At 62.5% G+C, this 16,458-nt stretch carries 13 protein-coding genes and 1 CRISPR repeat array; of the genes, 9 read left to right on the top strand and 4 right to left on the bottom strand.

Features of this window, described 5'->3' with window-relative positions:
• Nucleotides 1-180: 180 nt before the first annotated feature.
• Together A4R35_RS07465 and A4R35_RS07460 are read left to right on the top strand one after the other, a co-directional pair.
• A complete protein-coding gene (locus A4R35_RS07465) occupies nt 181-732 on the top strand; it encodes a hypothetical protein (RefSeq protein WP_112428025.1) in 552 nt (183 codons plus the stop codon).
• Nucleotides 733-818: 86 nt separating this feature from the next.
• Entirely contained in the window at nt 819-1,421 is a 603-nt protein-coding gene (locus A4R35_RS07460; RefSeq protein ID WP_112428023.1) for a hypothetical protein, read from the top strand.
• A 160-nt stretch (nt 1,422-1,581) separates the two neighbouring features.
• Here A4R35_RS07460 and A4R35_RS07455 read toward each other — a convergent pair whose 3' ends face one another.
• Together A4R35_RS07455 and A4R35_RS07450 are read right to left on the bottom strand one after the other, a co-directional pair.
• The gene (locus tag A4R35_RS07455) at nt 1,582-2,613 is read right to left on the bottom strand and encodes a fumarylacetoacetate hydrolase family protein (RefSeq protein ID WP_112428022.1); all 1,032 of its coding nucleotides are present in this window, start codon (nt 2,611-2,613) and stop codon (nt 1,582-1,584) included.
• A 203-nt stretch (nt 2,614-2,816) separates the two neighbouring features.
• The gene (locus tag A4R35_RS07450) at nt 2,817-3,761 is read right to left on the bottom strand and encodes an MBL fold metallo-hydrolase (RefSeq protein ID WP_112428020.1); all 945 of its coding nucleotides are present in this window, start codon (nt 3,759-3,761) and stop codon (nt 2,817-2,819) included.
• A gap of 542 nt (nt 3,762-4,303) precedes the next feature.
• Here A4R35_RS07450 and A4R35_RS07445 point away from each other — a divergent pair.
• Nucleotides 4,304-6,022, top strand: a complete 1,719-nt coding sequence (locus A4R35_RS07445; protein WP_189361478.1) for a DHA2 family efflux MFS transporter permease subunit — start codon at nt 4,304-4,306, stop codon at nt 6,020-6,022.
• 200 nt (nt 6,023-6,222) lie between these two features.
• Here A4R35_RS07445 and A4R35_RS07440 read toward each other — a convergent pair whose 3' ends face one another.
• Nucleotides 6,223-6,843, bottom strand: a complete 621-nt coding sequence (locus A4R35_RS07440; protein ID WP_112428016.1) for a PadR family transcriptional regulator — start codon at nt 6,841-6,843, stop codon at nt 6,223-6,225.
• A 314-nt stretch (nt 6,844-7,157) separates the two neighbouring features.
• Between A4R35_RS07440 and A4R35_RS07435 the strand changes: the two genes are divergently transcribed.
• Complete coding sequence (locus tag A4R35_RS07435) at nt 7,158-9,182, top strand: S9 family peptidase (protein WP_112428014.1); 2,025 nt, start codon at nt 7,158-7,160, stop codon at nt 9,180-9,182.
• Nucleotides 9,183-9,187: 5 nt separating this feature from the next.
• On the opposite strand, the gene A4R35_RS24200 is transcribed toward A4R35_RS07435, so the two are convergent.
• Entirely contained in the window at nt 9,188-9,478 is a 291-nt protein-coding gene (locus A4R35_RS24200; protein WP_189361477.1) for a hypothetical protein, read from the bottom strand.
• A 168-nt stretch (nt 9,479-9,646) separates the two neighbouring features.
• Here A4R35_RS24200 and A4R35_RS07430 point away from each other — a divergent pair, with 168 nt between their 5' ends.
• From A4R35_RS07430 to murJ, 5 genes are all read left to right on the top strand, one after another.
• Entirely contained in the window at nt 9,647-10,429 is a 783-nt protein-coding gene (locus A4R35_RS07430) for a CAP domain-containing protein (protein WP_189361475.1), read from the top strand.
• Nucleotides 10,430-10,650: 221 nt separating this feature from the next.
• Complete coding sequence (locus A4R35_RS07425; RefSeq protein ID WP_112428010.1) at nt 10,651-12,045, top strand: sensor histidine kinase; 1,395 nt, start codon at nt 10,651-10,653, stop codon at nt 12,043-12,045.
• A gap of 145 nt (nt 12,046-12,190) precedes the next feature.
• A complete protein-coding gene (locus A4R35_RS07420; protein WP_112428008.1) occupies nt 12,191-12,592 on the top strand; it encodes a response regulator in 402 nt (133 codons plus the stop codon).
• Nucleotides 12,593-13,042: 450 nt separating this feature from the next.
• Nucleotides 13,043-13,249 (top strand): KGG domain-containing protein, encoded by a 207-nt coding sequence (locus A4R35_RS07415; RefSeq protein WP_052888400.1) that lies wholly within the window; start codon nt 13,043-13,045, stop codon nt 13,247-13,249.
• Between the two features lie 427 nt (nt 13,250-13,676).
• Nucleotides 13,677-15,185: a murein biosynthesis integral membrane protein MurJ gene (murJ, locus tag A4R35_RS07410; protein ID WP_112428006.1), complete on the top strand. Its 1,509-nt coding sequence runs from the start codon at nt 13,677-13,679 to the stop codon at nt 15,183-15,185.
• A gap of 604 nt (nt 15,186-15,789) precedes the next feature.
• Nucleotides 15,790-16,421: a CRISPR direct-repeat array (repeat unit 37 nt; unit sequence GTTGCAGAGGGGACGATCCGCACGAGGATACTGAAAG).
• Nucleotides 16,422-16,458: the final 37 nt, after the last annotated feature.

The raw sequence follows: 16,458 nt of genomic DNA, 5'->3' as shown, positions 1-16,458 counted from the left end.
CTCACCGCGCCGCTTCTATCCGCATTCTTTGCTCACCCTTGCCCCTCTTTGTGTTGTTGCTTCCCTTTCTTCCTCTCAAGTTGTATAGAGATCTTCAGCTTTTTTAGTGAATTATAATAGAGACTAAGGTGATCTGCGATTGCTATCACTTCCTTCCTGGTCGGTGAGGAGGAGACCCCGATGGGAACACGTTTCCGTACCCCCAGGGTGCTGCGCAGAGGCGAGGAGGCGCTAGCCGCTCCCATGCTGATGGTCGGTGTCGATAGAGCCAGACTCTCGAATGAGACCGAGGAGCTGCCCGGGGCGGTTTGCTATGATCTGGCTGAAGAGTATCTGTCGAGGCTGGATGCTTGCTATCAGCGGCTGCGCAAAGAGCATGTCCGCCTGCGCCGGCGCCTGGCTTTGACGCAGCGCCTGGTTGTTGGGGTATTGCCAATGAGCGTACTGTCTCTGGGCATGGCCCTGGCTGGTCTCTTGCTTGCCGTACCGCTGGAATGGAGCATCGGGGCCGCCTCGCTGGCGATTGTACTCGCGCTGCTATTGCTGCGCTTCCATCAGCGCTATCAGCACGAGCTGGAGGAGCATCTGCAGCGTCTGCAAGAGCTGTATGCGGCCTATCTGGAATGTTTTCGCGCCTATGAGGTGGTTGATGCTCAGAAGCGTGGAGAGGCGATTGCTTCTCTACTTGAGTACTGGGTGGGGCCACCTCAGCCCCCTCTCTCGTGTGAGTAGTTAATGCCTCAATTGCTTTTGTGTATAACAAAAAACAATATATGATATGAGTAGTAGGCGATCCTGTGCCGGGTTGGGGGGCTGGTATGCATGATCACTCGGCAGAGCAGGGAGCGAGCGCGTCTGAGGAGGCTGAGGGCACATCGCGCCGGACCAGGCGCCGCCAGACCCGGGCCAAGATGGTTGAATCTCCCTCTGAGCCGCTGGCATACTTTCCCGACCATCTGGCTGATTTCTATCAATTGCTGAAGTCAGACTATGAAGAGCTTCGTCGCGCCAATCGTATCATCTTCTATGAGACCCGAGTGATTGTCTGGCTCTGCGTGATTGTTGCGCTGGTGATTATGTTCAAGGCCTCCGTTGTGGGTGGCTCGATTCTCTCAGTAGCGACATTGCTGGTCAGCCTGATAGGGAAGCTCATCAAAGTCAAGAGTAGTGAGCGGGAGGATCTGGGGAAACGCTTGGAAGCGCTGCGTCTGACAACGCTGGAGATTGAGCGCATCTGTCTCAGTCTACACCTGGCCCGGGCTATTAGCGATCAGCAGCGTCGTGATCGGGTGTTGGAGGAGCTGGCGGAGGAGCGAGGCTTGGCCGGGGAGGAGACGAGGCATGCCCCTTCTTCCAGTTCGCTGCCCAGCGACCAGGAGCATGGGATGCACCAGCTTCCTCCCCAGGAAGGACGGCCCTAGCTGCGGCAAGGAGCAGAGAGTGAACAGCCGCAGCATTCCCCGGATCTCCTTTAAGGACGGGCAAGAGGAGCGAAGGTCGAGTACCCAGGGTGGGCCTTCGCTCCTTGCTTGTCCTGATTGAGGTGTGTGAGGCACCAAGGCGCTCACGGGCGGCTCTTGATCAGGAAGATGGTGGGGCGACGATGGTGTTGCGCAGGAGCCCCAGCCCGGCGATTTCTAGCTCCACGACGTCACCCACGGTCAGCCAGCGATGGCGTTCCTGTCCGAGTTCGAGCAGGCACCCGCCGCCGCAGGTGCCGGAGCCGAGGATGTCGCCAGGACGCAGACGGACGTGCTGAGAGGCGCGCTCGATCATTTGAGGGAAGGTGTAGTAGATCTCCTGGAAGTTGGCTTCGGTCAGGAGGACCCCGTTGACCCGGGCGCGCATGGGCAGAGCAAAGCGCTCGTCGGAGCCGCTGCCGCGACGGTAGGGCTGCAGCTCGTCGGGCGTGACCAGCCAGGGGCCAAAGGAGGTGGCGAAGTCTTTGCCTTTGGCTGGCCCAAGCTGGACGGCCATCTCCTGGAGCTGGAGGTCGCGCGCGCTCCAGTCGTTCATTATCATATAGCCTGCGATGTAGTCCGCGGCCTGCTCGGCGGCGATGTCCTGCCCCTCGCGTCCGATGACGGCGGCCATCTCTAGCTCGTAGTCCAGGGCCTGGCTAAGGCGTGGATAGGGAACGGCCTCCTCGTGTCCGTAGAGGGCCGAGGTGTTGGAGAAATAGAAGACGGGGATCTGGTACCATTGCGGCGGCACTTCCAGACCGCTACGAGCGCGGGCGTTGCGCACGTGGGCCTCGAAGGCGAAGAAGTCACGGATGGTGGGAGGGGTGGGAATGGGCGGGCGCAGGCGGACCTGTGCCAGCGGAAAGGCTAATCCCTCCTGGCTTTGGAGGTGCGCCGGCTCTGTCTGACTGGCCAGGGCGAAGGCGATGCGCAGCCGCTCCCAGGCTGGCGCTCCCTCCTGCAGAAGGGCCAACAGCGTGGAAGGAAGCGGCGCTTCGCTCCCCGGGCTGAGACGGGCAAAGGCGGCCTCGCGCGCTGCGGCCCAGCGACCAAGGGAGGCCAGATCAAGGACAAGGTCGTTGAGCAGCACACCGGCTCGCCCTCCTTCGCGCGGCGTGTTGGCGTCGAGGACATAGGTCACCAATTTCATCGGCTCTTGCCTCCAGAGATCTCGGCTGGTGGGCCGAGTGGGAGAACGGTCGATTGATTCGACGGTTTTGGGTCCTGACAGCTATTGGCTCTTTTCCTGCAGGGCAGCCTCTCTGTCTCCCTCCCTGGCTTGTAGAAGCTGCTGGATCAGAAGGCTGACGAGGAAGGAGAAGAGAGGTGCAGTGCTACACTGGACGCTCGGGATCAAGAAGCCAGTGCTGCCATACTGGCGAAGAGTAAGGGCTTCTCAGGCTGGCTCTGGTCGCCGCTGAATTCGCGGTACATGGCCGCGACATTGGCGACGATGCGCTCGCCATCGGTCCAGGTCGCGTAGCGGTCGAGCGGGATATCGCGCGCGGCCTCCAGGGCCGACAGGCCGGCCTCGTAGCGCTTGCGGGCTTCGTCGTAGAGGTATTGCAGGTAGCCTTTGACCTCGCTGACGCCGCGTTGGTCGGTGATGGGGCCGTGTCCGGGAACGATGATCTCGGGATCAAGCTGCAGGATCAGGTCGCAGGCGCGCAGCCAGTTGGCGGTGGGGCCGGCCCACATGATGGGATGACCACCGATGAAGAGGATGTCGCCGCTGAAGACTACGCGCTCGTCGGGTACGTAGACGATGATGTCGCCACGCGTGTGGGCCGGTCCAACTTCGATCAGGCGCACTTCTTTGCTGCCAACATGCAGCGTCAGCTCGCCGCTGAAGGTGCGCGTCGGCGGGGTCAGGGTGATGTCGCTGAAGTCGAAGGCACCAAAGGCCCGCTGCAGGAAGCGCTGTAGCTGGGGCAGATTGGCTGTCTGGGTGAGTAGGGTGCGCAGGCGCTCTGGCGGGTCCTCTTGCATCTCGATGGCGGCTTGCTCGGAGGCAATGATCTGGGCGTTGGCGACGAGCTGGTTGCCATAGCAGTGGTCGCCGTTGGCATGGGTGTTGACCACGGTACCAATCTCGGCGGCGGCTGGCACGGCCCGCTTCATGGTCTCCAGCATCTGCCCGGTGAGCTTAAGATCGAAGAGGGTGTCGACGAGTAGGGTGGCCTGGCCGTCAACGATCAGTCCGGCGTTGCTCAGACCCCAGGTGCCAGGCGGCTGCAGGTAGGCGTAGAGGTCGTTGCCAAGATCATGTAGTCCGCGGGTGTAGGCAAAGCTTGCCATAGTGTCTCTTTCCTCCCTTGTTGGTCTACTGGCTGGCTAGCGGGCTGGCAATGTGGGGAAGTCAGACCCTGGACACTGCTGGCCCAACATGGGAAATGCGAACTCCCTGATGCTCTCCTTTCTGGTCCTGATACAGTATCGCACGTCTCTCCTGCCTTGACGAGGGGCCACTACGGTCTTCTCGCAGACTGCTCCCCGAGCAGCCTGCCTCTGCAGGTCCGTCGCCTGGCGCTGCCTTTCCTCTCCGCTTCAATAGAGAAGGTCATAATGACCTATCCTTATTGAAGAATTTCAATTTTTATAGGCAAATTTGTGTATCTAACTATTGACTTTCTCCGAAGAATGGAGTATAGTAGGTCACTGTGAGATATGTCTGCGGGGGAAATCAGCCCCCGTAGGCGTGAGGGGACTTGTGAGAGAGAGCTTGACTATCTTGACCGGACTGGGTGAGACAACGCGCGATGAGCGCCGCTGTGGGCGATAGCCAGCTCTCCTGCAGACGTATCCTTTCTTGCCAGAAGGCGGAAAGCGAGGTAAAGGGCATGGTACAAGCAAGTTCGGCGAGCGGAATGAGGCGGGGAGCTAATCCCTGGCTGGCGCTGCTGGCGCTGATGTTCGGCCTCTTTATGGCCCTCCTGGATCTCTCGATTGTGTCGATCGCCTTGCCAGCCATTGTGCAGGATCTGCGTACCGATCTGACGATGGCTGGCTGGGTGCTGGATGCCTATAGTCTGGTGTTTGCGGTGCTGCTGGTGACCGTGGGGCGCCTGGCCGATCTGTTCGGGCGCAAAAAGATCTTTATGGCCGGGATGGCGGTCTTTATGCTGGGGTCGCTGCTCTGTGGCCTGGCCCCTTCAATCGACTGGTTGATCGGCTTTCGGGCCTTGCAGGCTGTGGGGGCGGCAGTGCTGCAGCCGGTCAGCCTGGCCATTCTGATAGCGATCTTTCCCCGTGAGCAGCGGGGCACGGCGGTCGGCCTCTGGGGCGCCGCGGCTGGCCTGGCCACGGCCCTGGGCCCGGTTCTGGGCGGGCTGATTACCCAAACACTGAGCTGGCGCTGGATCTTTTATGTCAATCTGCCTTTCTGTGTAGTGGGGCTGGTCCTGGTCTGGCTCTGGGTGCCGGAGACGCGCGAGGTGCGTCAGGATGGGCGCACCGGACGCCTGGATTGGCCCGGGTTGTTGCTGGTGAGTGTGGCCCTGTTCACGCTGGTGCTGGCGGTGATGCAGGGCAATAGTTGGGGCTGGGGTTCGCTGCCGACGCTGGCGCTGATGGGGCTGGCGCTGGTGGCCCTGGCGAGTTTTGTGGGGGTTGAGCTGCGTGTACGGGAGCCGATGGTCAACCTGCGCCTCTTTGGCATTCGCAGCTTTCTGCTCTCGGATGTGGCGATGCTGCTCTTTGGCATGGCGATGCAGGGGGCCTTTGTGATTGTGGTCTTCTACTTTACGGAGCTGCGCGGCTATGACCAGTTGGGGGCAGCCTATGCCTTGCTGCCTCTGCCGCTGGCGTCGCTGATCCTCTCGCTGCTGATGGGAGCAGTGGGGCATCGCCTGCCGCCTCTCCTGGTGGGTCTGGTGGGCCTGCTGTTGGTGACGCTGGGGTTTGCGCTGCTAGCGCTGATTAGTGCCTCGGCGGGGGCGCTCGACACGGCCTGGCGCCTGGCCTTGATTGGGGTGGGCATGGGTATGTGTTTCCAGAGCTTCCCCGCCTTTGCCCTCAGTGAGGTGCCTCCGGCTCAGCTGGGGGTCGGCAGTGGCATTCTGAATACCTTCCGTCAGGTGGGCTTTGCTCTCGGGGTGGCCGTGCTGATTGCCCTCCTCACTGCCCAGTTGCCACAGCATCTGCAGCAGGCCCGTCAGAGCAGCGTCCAGCTGGTGGAGAGCGATCAGCAGCTGCCTCCAGTCCTGCGCAGCCACCTGGTGACCGCTTTGCAGCAGGCGAATGTAGGCCAGTCTGGCGGTGAGGCTCAGTCGGGATCGGCAACGGTCGATTTGAGGCCGCTGGCCCAGATGGTGCCTCCTGGCCCGCAGCGGGAGGCCCTGCGCAGCCATCTGCAGGCGCTGGGTGGGCGTATTAGCGCCTTGTTCAGCGCTGAGGTGATGAAGGCTTTCGCGGCGACCTGGTGGGCGTCTGCGGCCTTCGCTGCGCTGGGCTGGGTGCTGACGGTGTTGGCGCTCTTGTTGGGATGGGGGCGCTCTCGTCGACAGGTCGCTGCTGATGCTGATCAGGTAGCTGTGGCTGAAGTGGGGGCCGCTCCCTGAGTGGGGGCGGTCTCAGGTGAGGCTGAGGTGGAGGCTGAGACTCGTGGTGAAGGCCAGGCCGGGGAGTCGAGTCTTGCGGCAGGATCTGCGCTAGCGCTGGGCAGGTATGCGGCGACTATATGGCTGCCCTTCCTGTCTGTCTGTCTGTCTGCCTGCCTGCCTGTATCGGCCCTCTGGTCTGGCCCCGGCTCATGGAGAGGCTAGCTGCTGGCCGACGCCTGCGGCTCCTGGCTGGCGCTGAGGTCGCTCTCTGCCTGGTCCTGGCGCTGCAGCTGGCTCTCGTGCAGCTGCTGGACCCAGCGCAGCTCAAGTTTCCATTGCTCGATCCAGTGATACATAACGTTGAGTATATTTTCCAGCTGCTTGGGATCCTGGAGTCCTTCAATTTCGTAGGCTTTCTGGAGGAGATCCTCAGCCTCTTTATAGATGTATGTGATGTGTTGCTCGCAGTAGTCGATGTAGTGCTCGATCAGCTGCAGGCGCTCGGCAAGGGTGAGGAATTCAAAGCCGGCCACTTTGTGGGCAAAGATCTCGCGGTATTCGCCCAGGTTGGAAGTGGTGTCCATCATGAGCTGGTGGAGACGCTGGCGCCCGGCTTCGGTGATGTGGTAAACGCGCGTTTGACGGTCGCCCTGCTGGACGCTCCCGCTCTGCTCAACTTGAATGAGTCCCTGCTGCTCCAACCGGGCCAGCAGCGGGTAGAGTCGTCCGTGACTGAGGGTGGCGTAGGGTCCGATCATGTCGTTGATGATCTTGGCAATCCGATAGCCGTGAGCTGGACTGCGCACCAGGGTGAGGAGAATCAGCAGTTCATATAGCATAAGGACCTCAGCGTCTGGAATGGGTCAGCTGTTCTTCTGTCAGTGTGCAGGCAGGGCAACGCTCCCTTCCTTACAGTATAATAGCAAACAGTGCCCCCTTCTTGATAAGGGTAGGGTCATATAGGGCCGCTCTTGAACTTCCCGCGGCCTGAACTGAGAAGAGCGATTGGCTGGCTCGGCCTGGTGGCCTGCTCTGCCGCCAGACGAAGGAATAGGGTACTCTCTTCCCCCTCTTCCTCCCTTCCCTTTCGCTAAGACGGTGCCCGGATACGAGGAAGCAGAGCGGTTATCACGAGCGGGAAAGGAGTTTTCCTGTGAGCAACGAGGTCTCGCAGCAGTCACGCCCGGCAGCGCTGTCGCCATCCCGGCAATCTCAGTCTCGACGTCCAGTCGGCCCGGGAGAGAGTGCGCGCCTGCGCGAGCTGGGGGAGTTCGATCTGACGCCCGATGGTCGACGCGCGGCTTTTGTGGTACGCGAGCCGGTGCCCGGACTGCCACGCCTCCTGCGACGAATCTGGCTGCAGGAGATTAGTACCAGCGCCGGGTATGAGCCGCGCCCGCTCTCCGCTGGTCTGGATACGGGCGAGCAGTATTGTCCGCGCTGGTCACCAGATGGGCGCCTGCTCGCCTTCCTGGCGAAAGAGAAAGAGAAAAAAGAGGAGGGGAACGGCGATAGAGAACGGCTGGCGCTCTTCGTGATGGCGGCTGAGGGCGGGACGGCCCGCCGCCTCTGTTCGCTGCCGGGCGGCCTGAGTGACCTCGCCTGGTCGCCGGATGGCTCTCGCCTGGCCTTTCTCGGCTATGAACAGCCCGAGCCGGAAGACGATCCGCGCGTTTTTGGCCGCCAGGCCGAACGCTGCCAGCGCCTGTGGACGGTCTACCTCGATGAGGGCGTGCCGCACCCGGTGACGCCCGAGGGGCTGGCGATCTGGGAATATTGCTGGTCACCGGATGGACGCCGCTTCGCCGTCTATTTCTCCGCTGGCCCGGAATTGACCACCTGGTACCGCGGACAGGTCGGTGTTGTCGAGGCCGAGGGCGGCACGGTGCGTCAACTGACAGCTCTGGAGCATCAGGCCAGCGGCCTGACCTGGTCGCCGGATGGGACGCGCCTGGCCTTCGTCTCAGGCGAGTGGAGCGATGTGATCCGCGGGGCCGGCGATCTCTATGTGGTGCCCTTGGAGGGTGGCCCGGCTTGCAACCTGACCCCCGGCGCCGAGGTCAGTGTGGCCTGGTGCCGCTGGTTCCCCGATGGGCGGCGCCTGCTCTATACGGCCTGGAGCGGCCTAAGCCAGCAGATTGGTATCCTGGATGAGGCCAGCGGCAGGCGCCAGGTGGTGGAGGCCGGGGTAGTGCTGCGCGAAGGCTGGCCCTGTCTGGCGACCACGCCAGACCTGCGCTGTTTCCTGACGACGCGCAGCTCACCTGAGCAGCCGCCTGATCTCTACTACGCCGAACTGCTCCCACTGGCGCAGGAGAACCAGCCAGGCCAGGAGTCGGAGGTGCACCTGACCTGGCGACGCCTGACTCGCCTGAACCCGCTGGCCGAAGAGACCTGGCTGCTTCCAGACAGTCAGCGCTTGAGCTACCGCAGCGTTGGTGAGTGGGAGATTGAGGCCCTCTTTACGCCACCGCTGGTGCGCCGCGGCCAGGGGGCGCCGCCGCTGGTCGTCTGGGTGCATGGTGGCCCGACGGGGGCCTTTCTGGAGGGCTTTGAGGATGGCTGGAGCCTGCTGCTGGCCTCCGCCGGCTACGCTGTGCTGCGCCCCAATGTGCGCGGGAGCCTGGGCCGCGGCAGAGCCTTCGCCGAGGCCGTGGTCGGCGATATGGGAGGCGGGGATTTGCAGGATGTGCTGCGAGGCATCGATGAGCTGGTGGCGCGCGGGCTGGTCGACGGTCAGCGCCTGGCGATTGTCGGCTGGAGCTACGGCGGCTTCATGGCGGCCTGGGCCGTGACGCAGACGCAGCGCTTCCGAGCGGCGGTCATGGGCGCCGGGATCTGCGACTGGCACGGCTTCCACGCCCAGACCAATATCCCCGATTTCGATGTGCGCTTTCTGCAGGCCGATCCCCTGACCCAGCCAGAGGTCTACCGCGCCCGCTCGCCGCTCACCTATGCGGCCCAGGTCACAACGCCGACGCTGATCCTGCATGGGGCTGAGGATGATTGTGTGCCGGTCAGCCAGGCCCATGCTTTCTATCGGGCCTTGCGCGAACGCGACGTACCCACCGAGTTGGTGATCTATCCACGCGAGGGGCACGGCCTGCGTGAGCTGGCTCACCAGCGCGATCGCGAGGAGCGTGTCCTGGCCTGGCTCGATCGCTACCTCTGGGAGTGAGGCAGCTAGCGGCGGGAGACCTGCCGCTGGAAGACCTGCCAGGGAGAGAAACGACCTCCTTCCTGCTGCCAGCCAGGCCGTCTCTCCCTGGCCGCTGGCTGGAGATCGCTGGCGGGCCAGGCCAGAAGACCATCGCTCTCTGCTCCGGCCCGGCACTGCTGCCGCCCAGAGCGCACCAGTCGCGACAGGGCAGTGTGCCGGACCAGGTCGCTCCGAGCGGCTGCCTGGTTATGACCCCGCGCCACGCTTCCGGCGTCGGGGCTTTCCTTCTCCTGATTGCTGCAATTCCTTTCCATAACGCTGGCTCGTTATTTGCCCCTGGCTCTCGCCCGAAAGTACCACTGCTCACCTGCTCTGCTGCTCGACTGCTGCTCACCGTGCTACACTGTTCTCTGTCAATCAGCAAAGCAGGCAAGTGTGGAAAGATCAACGTACACGGCAGAGAAAGGAGCGGAGCGAGCGCGATGAGCTTGAGCCTGAATCGGAACGGTCGCGCAAGCCTCATGATGGCCCTCTGTCTCCTGGCCTTCTGTGTGGCCTGCGGCAACGGCAGCGGGTCGGGCGGCCAGCAACAGGGGATAGCACCGGGGACACGGACCATGAGCGACGCCGTGGGCAATCTGGAGCAGCACCCCAGGCCCACCAGTATCGTTATCCCCAGTCAGCGCAGCACGCCGACACCAACACCAACCCCTACGGCGCACAGCGTCAGCAGTACCTCCCATGTCTGCGGCGCGACAGCCCCGGCAACGAGCGGCGCAGCACCCAGCGCCAGCGCGATCGCCACCACCGGTAAGGGTAGCGCTCCCTATGGCCAGCCGCCAGCTCTCACCTCCGAGGAGATCATGCTCACGCAGAAGCTCTTTCAGCAGATCAATCAGGATCGCGCCGCCTGCGGCCTGCCTCCTTTTGTCTGGAATACGACTCTCTCGGGTGGGGCGCGCCTGCATAGCTGGAATATGTATCACTGCGGCTTTAGCCATACCTGTCCCGATGGACTGCCGCAGTGCACGCGCATCGCTAACGAGGGCTTCACTTTCAGCGACTGCGGCGAGAATATCGGTCTGGCTGGCCCCTATCCAACGCCCTGGGGCGGCGCCTACAATATCCAGGCCAGTATGGCCAACGAGCCAGCCACGGGCTGGCACCATATCCACCTCTTCAGTACGACCCTGCACCAGATCGGGATCGGCGTCTACGTGGCCCCCAACGGCTGGATCTGGTTCACCGAGGATATGATCAGCTAGCCGGGACCAGGCAAAGGCTTAGGGCTGTCAACCTCCTCTCCTGGTTCGGACTGCCTTGCTTGTCTGCCGGCCCTCCTTCTCTCCTTGCCCTGCGCCGCTGCCGCTCACCCAGCGGGCCGGGGCTGTGTCTGACGCACCACGGGCGCCCCGCTTGTTGTGAGGGAACATATACTAAAAAGGAAACCCTGGGAGTCATGTGGTGAAGCGGGAGGGAAGGTAGCATGACAGCCGAGGGAGACTTACAGACGCTGGCCTGGCGGCTGGCTCGCCAAGCGCGCGAGCTGGTCGACTGTCAGGCGGCGGGCCTGCTGCTCGGGTGTCCCGATGAGACGGTTCGTCATCCTCTGCTCGATGTCTTTGTCCCTGCCTCTGCTGGCTATGTCGGCTGCTATGGGTGCAGTCAGGAGAGCCTGCGGACGCTGCTGCAGTATGAGCAGGTGCGCGCGCTGCTCGATATCGCCGTTCAGAGCGGGCGCGTGCATTGCTGCGAGGCCGAGCCGGCCCTGCGCTGTCGGACGGCCATCGGCAGTCTGGCGGCGGCTCCGCTGGAGCGCCCGGCGGGCGCCCTGGGGACGCTGCTCCTCTTCGATGAACGACGCTCGGCCTTCGCCGCCGGCGAGAGCCAGCTACTGGCGGCAGTGCTCTCCCGGCTGGCGCGCGCGCTGGAACAGCAGTTACGCCTGCTCTCACAGGCCGCCTGCGCTCCTGCTCCCGGGCAACAGCAGCGCTGCGGGCCGACACTGCAGCTGATGCTGGCCCCCCGAGGGAACGGCGCCGCCGCCAGCGCTGGGGAGCGCCGTGCGCTTTACTGGCCGTCGGAGCTGGATCAGTTGAAGTATGAGTTTATCTCGATGGTCAGCCATGAGCTGCGTACGCCGCTGACGGCCATTAAGGGCTATGCCAGCCTGCTGCAGGCGTACGGCCCCTCCGCTCAGGGACGCAGGAGCAGCGACGGGCTGACCGAGGAACTGCAGCGCCATTACCTCGATGTGATTATGGAGCAGGTCAATCATTTGGAGGCCCTGGCCGGCGACCTGCTCGATGTCTCGCGCATCCATGCCAATCATCTCGATCTGCGCTGTGCCCCGCTGGATATTGCCAGGCTCTGCCGCCGCGCTGTGGAGCTGATCCGCCAGCGCGTCGAGCGCGAAACACCAGGCAAGTATGCTTTCCGCTGCCGCTTTGCTGAGCAGCTTCCTCTGGTCTGGGCCGACGCCGACCGCGTGCAGCAGGTGCTGACGAATCTGCTGGAAAATGCAGTGAAATACTCGCCCGCCGGCGGAATGATCACCATCGAGGCCGGCCTCCAGGCGGCGCGGCGCGAGCGAGCCGTGGCGGCGGGAAGCGCGATGATGGTGATCAGCGTCTGTGATCAGGGGATTGGCATCTCGCCGGAGCAGCAGTCGCGCCTCTTCCGTCCTTTTAGCCGGTTGGAGCAGCCGGGCAACGAGTGCGTGCCGGGGGTGGGTCTGGGCCTCTATATTACGCGCCGGCTGGTTGAGGCGATGGGCGGACGCATCCAGTTGCGCAGTCGCGCCGGCGAGGGGACGCGCGTGACCTTTACGCTGCCGCTGGCGACAGCCCTGCCGGAGGCCACGGCTGGCCGCGCGCGCTAGCTCACCCCGCCGCCGGTCCGTCGCGCTGTGCCCTGCTGGTGCCCGGCCAGGTTGGCAGCGGCCCGGCCCTACTTGCGAAATATAGTCCAGTTTGCTATAGTTTGGCTGGAATGATAGTGAGACTCAACAAGGTAGGGACGAGGCCATGCATATCAGCCTGCTAGAAGATGACTCCGCCATTCAGGAGATGTTACAGCTCGTCCTGCAGGACGAGGGCTACAGTGTAACAATCTACCCTACTGCTGAGGAATGCCTGAACGCGCTCCAGGGTGCCGCGCAGCATCAGGCCCCCTCGCCCGATCTCCTGATCGTTGATTGGCTCTTGCCCGGGCTGGTCTCTGGGATTGAGGTGATCCAACAGGTTCGCCGCCTCCCACAGTATCGCTCGCTCCCCATTATTTTGACGACCGCGGCTACGCTGACCGAGCCGGAAGATGCGGAGTTGCAGGGCTTGCAGGTGACGCTTCTGGAGAAGCCTTTTGCCATCGATGATATGGTCAGGCTGATTCGCGATCTGACGCAGCGCCATAGCCCTTCGGAGCGCTAGGCCCGTGGCCCAGGTGGCTTTGCCAGGTCAGCCCTCCGGCCCGGTGGCTCTCCTCTGTCGCTGCTTGCTGCTTGCTCAGGTCGATAGCCTCCGCGCGGCAGGCTGCAGATTGCTGCTGGCCTCCTCCCGCTAGCGGCCCCGGCCCACCAGGGTCAGGAAAGAGGGGCCTGACCGACCGACTGACTGTGCTCTCCGCCTCGCTGTCAGCTGATACGCTCTGGCTAACCTTAAAGAAAGCTGAAACTTTTTGGTAGGGGCGTATTGTTGACTTGTTCTTCTCCCCATGTGCCTGTTATCCTAACAGTAGGGAATGCACCCCGACTGCTGCAAGGCAGGAAGCAAGCAAGACAGCTGCAGCGGGTTCGCTGTGGTCTGCGTTTGCGTCACTTCAATAGCCACGTTTCACCCAGTTGAAACGCAGAAGACGAAGAAGAAGAAGGAGAGCACAGCATGCAAAATCAGAAAGGTCGTGGTCGCGGTTTCGCATCCATGAGCCCGGAGAAGAAGCGTGAGATTGCCAGCAAGGGCGGCAAGGCGGCCCATGCGCTGGGCACGGCCCACAAGTGGACCAGCGAGGAGGCCCAGGCTGCCGGTCGCAAGGGTGGCTCGATCAGCCGACGGCGCCCGAAGAACGCCCAGACCCAGGCCCAGGCTTAGGCGCGGGCGTTTCTGCGCTCTTGCCTCGTGCGCCGCATTGCTGACGCCGCACGAGGCGGCCTGTGATTGTACTTCAAACTGTTCCTTGGTTGCTAACGCTGGTTGTTTCTACTCAGGTAACGCTACAGAGGCTGGCCGTTCTCCTACGGACAGCCTTTTTTGATGCCTGCAGGCGGCTGGCGGGCGCGCTTGAGAAGAGAGGGCCAGACGGCATGGTGGATGGGAAGCCGCGCGCCGGGCTGAACGGCCTGGGACTGGCCGGGAGTACTTTTTTGAGGGAGCGGTATCTGCCGGGGCGCAGGACTGGTATAATCTCCTCTGTACACGAGAGCTGAGGCGACGAGCACGCCATGCAACAACTGTCGAGAAGGAGGCTCCTATTTCTCAGAGAGCACCACGCCTGGTTGATCCGACGACTGGGATTGCGGTGAGCGAGACGCCGGTGACGACGGAAGCCGCCCGGCTTGAGGCCCCTGATGAGCTGGAGGAGCAGGCGACTGGCTCCGGCTGGTCGCTGGCAGGGCTGCGCTTGCCGATCAGCCTGGCTCGCTTGCGCCCGGGCCGGGGAGTGACTTTACGCCGCTTCTCAGTGGTGGAGGCGGCACTTTTGTTGATGCTGGGAATTCTGGCCTCTAAGGGGTTGGGGGTGGTGCGCCAGGCCCTCTTTAATGCCCTCTTTGGGACGGGGCCGGAGGCCAATGCCTATTATGCTGCTTACCGCCTGCCCGATACGCTCTTCAATCTGGTGGCCGGGGGAGCGCTGACGCAGGCTTTTATTCCGGTCTTTGTCTCCTATCAGCGCCGCGGCGATCAGCGCGAGGCCTGGTATCTGGCCAGCCTGGTCTTTAATGTGCTGCTGGTGGCCCTGACGATGCTGCTCCTGCTGGGTTGCCTTCTGACGCCGGCGTTCGTGGTTCATGTTTTGGTGCCGGGCTATCCGCCAGCGGTGCAGGAGTTGACGATCCGCCTGACGCGCATTATGTTGCTACAGCCGCTGTTGCTGGGCCTGGGGACGATTGTGACGGCGATTTTGAGTAGCCGCGAGCAGTTTTTGCTGCCGGCGCTGGCGACGGCGATCTATAATGTGGGCTTGATTGCGGGCCTGGTGGTGGCGCTGGTGGTGCCAGGGGTGGGGATTTATGGGCCGACGCTGGGGGTGTTGTTGGCTGCGGCTCTGCAGATTGTGGTCCAGTTGCCGGCCCTCTGGCAGCAGGGGGCCCGCTATGTCTTCGCCTGGAATCTGCGCTATCCGGGCTTGCGCGAGGTGATGGCGCTCTTTATTCCGAGCATGCTGGCGGTGGCGGTGGCGTATGTGAGTTCGATTCTGGAGACGACGGTAACCTCCTTTCTGCCGGACCTGGCCAGCCTGGCGGCCTTGCATAATGCCTATATGTTGTTTTATTTGCCGGTGTCGTTGATCGCTCAGGCCATCGGGCAGGCGGCGCTGCCACGCATGGCGCGCCTGGAGCTGGAGGGCCGCTATGCGCGCTTGCGCCGCTTGTTTGTGCAGGTGATCGGGTCGTCGCTGGTGCTGAGTGTCTTGTCGGCGCTGGCCCTGGCCGGGTTGGGGCTGTTGGTGATCGATCTGCTCTTCCGCCACGGGGCCTTTGATGATCATTCGGCCTGGTTGACCAATCTGGCTCTGTTCGGCTATGTGGTGGGTTTGCCAGGGGTGTGTGTCGGCGATGTGGTGGCGCGCAGTTTTTATGCGCTGAAGGATGCGCGGACGCCGCTCTTGACGAATGTCTTTGCGCTGCTGACGCGGGTGGCGCTGATGGTGGGACTCTTCGTCTGGCTATCCGGCGAGCGGCAGATTCTGGCGGTGTCGCTGAGTTTGTCTGGCTCGGCCTCGGCGGAGGCCCTGCTGCTCTGTCTGGTGCTGTGGTGGCGGCTGCGCCAGCGCCAGCGCCGGCAGGTCCAGGGAGTGGGATGCTGAGGCCGGCGCCGCTGGTGGGAGCCGTGCTTGTTGTCGGGTGAGCTGGCTGATTTTACGGCGGGACGGCTCCCTTTTTCTCGCTTGCTGGTGCTTCTCTCCTCCTGACTGTTCTCCTTTCTTTTCTTTTCTTTTCTTTTCTTTGATGTTCCCTTCCCTGTGTTTTGCTCTGGTGGTAGTGATGAGCTACCTCTGCGGTGCTGTGTGCTTTTCCCTGGCTGCTGCGAAGCGACCGACCAGACCCTCCAGGGTCGTCTTCCGGTCGGCATGGGAAAAGAAAGGAGCGGAACCCGATCCCCCTCTGATGAAGCCCTTTTGAGAGCCTCTTTCGAAACTCTCCTCGGTCCCGCCAGAAATGCGGTCAGATTCTGACCGCATTTGGCTGGTTGGCCGCATGTATTACCTGTAAAATATGATAGTCTGTGCTGATGCTTTCTCGAAACTCGCCCCTTGGACGTTGCAAAAAACGAGTTTCGAGAAAGGTCGTGATCCGATAGATTTTTGCGAGGGGGAGCGGGAAAAAACAAGGCTCTCAGAGAGAAAAAATGGGGCCTCGATCGTTATAGACTATGGAAGAAGTATCCCGGGGCCACTTACGTCGGGCACGGTTGCAGAGGGGACGATCCGCACGAGGATACTGAAAGTGGCCAGACGTTCTCGAATCCGTGCCATCTGGTGATTTGGTTGCAGAGGGGACGATCCGCACGAGGATACTGAAAGGCTCGAATCACCTCGGCTTGCTGCTGTAAGGTAGCGTTGCAGAGGGGACGATCCGCACGAGGATACTGAAAGTGTTGACGCTTGCCACAACGTTGTGGCGGTTGAGGGTCTGTTGCAGAGGGGACGATCCGCACGAGGATACTGAAAGGCGCCGCCCTCACATGCGGAGTGGTCAGCCAACTCCGTTGCAGAGGGGACGATCCGCACGAGGATACTGAAAGAACGTCTCGGCTCTCGCGCAAGAAGCGTCAGATGAGTTGCAGAGGGGACGATCCGCACGAGGATACTGAAAGTCGCCGGAAAGAGTGAGCCGGGCCGAGGGAGCGGCTCGTTGCAGAGGGGACGATCCGCACGAGGATACTGAAAGATTGATCCAGCTCTACCAGGTGCCAGCCACTCTGGTCAAGTTGCAGAGGGGACGATCCGCACGAGGATACTGAAAGGTTTTGGATTTTGCCGGAAGAGGTGTGGCGCGAGGCATGGTTGCAGAGGGGACGATCCACACGAGGATACTGAAAGGAGCAGGTGTCGCTGCTCGTGGGCGGCGTAGAGTGGG

Source organism: Thermogemmatispora tikiterensis (assembly GCF_003268475.1).
GTDB classification, from domain to species: Bacteria; Chloroflexota; Ktedonobacteria; order Ktedonobacterales; family Ktedonobacteraceae; genus Thermogemmatispora; species Thermogemmatispora tikiterensis.
This window is presented reverse-complemented; position numbering and strand designations above follow the sequence as displayed.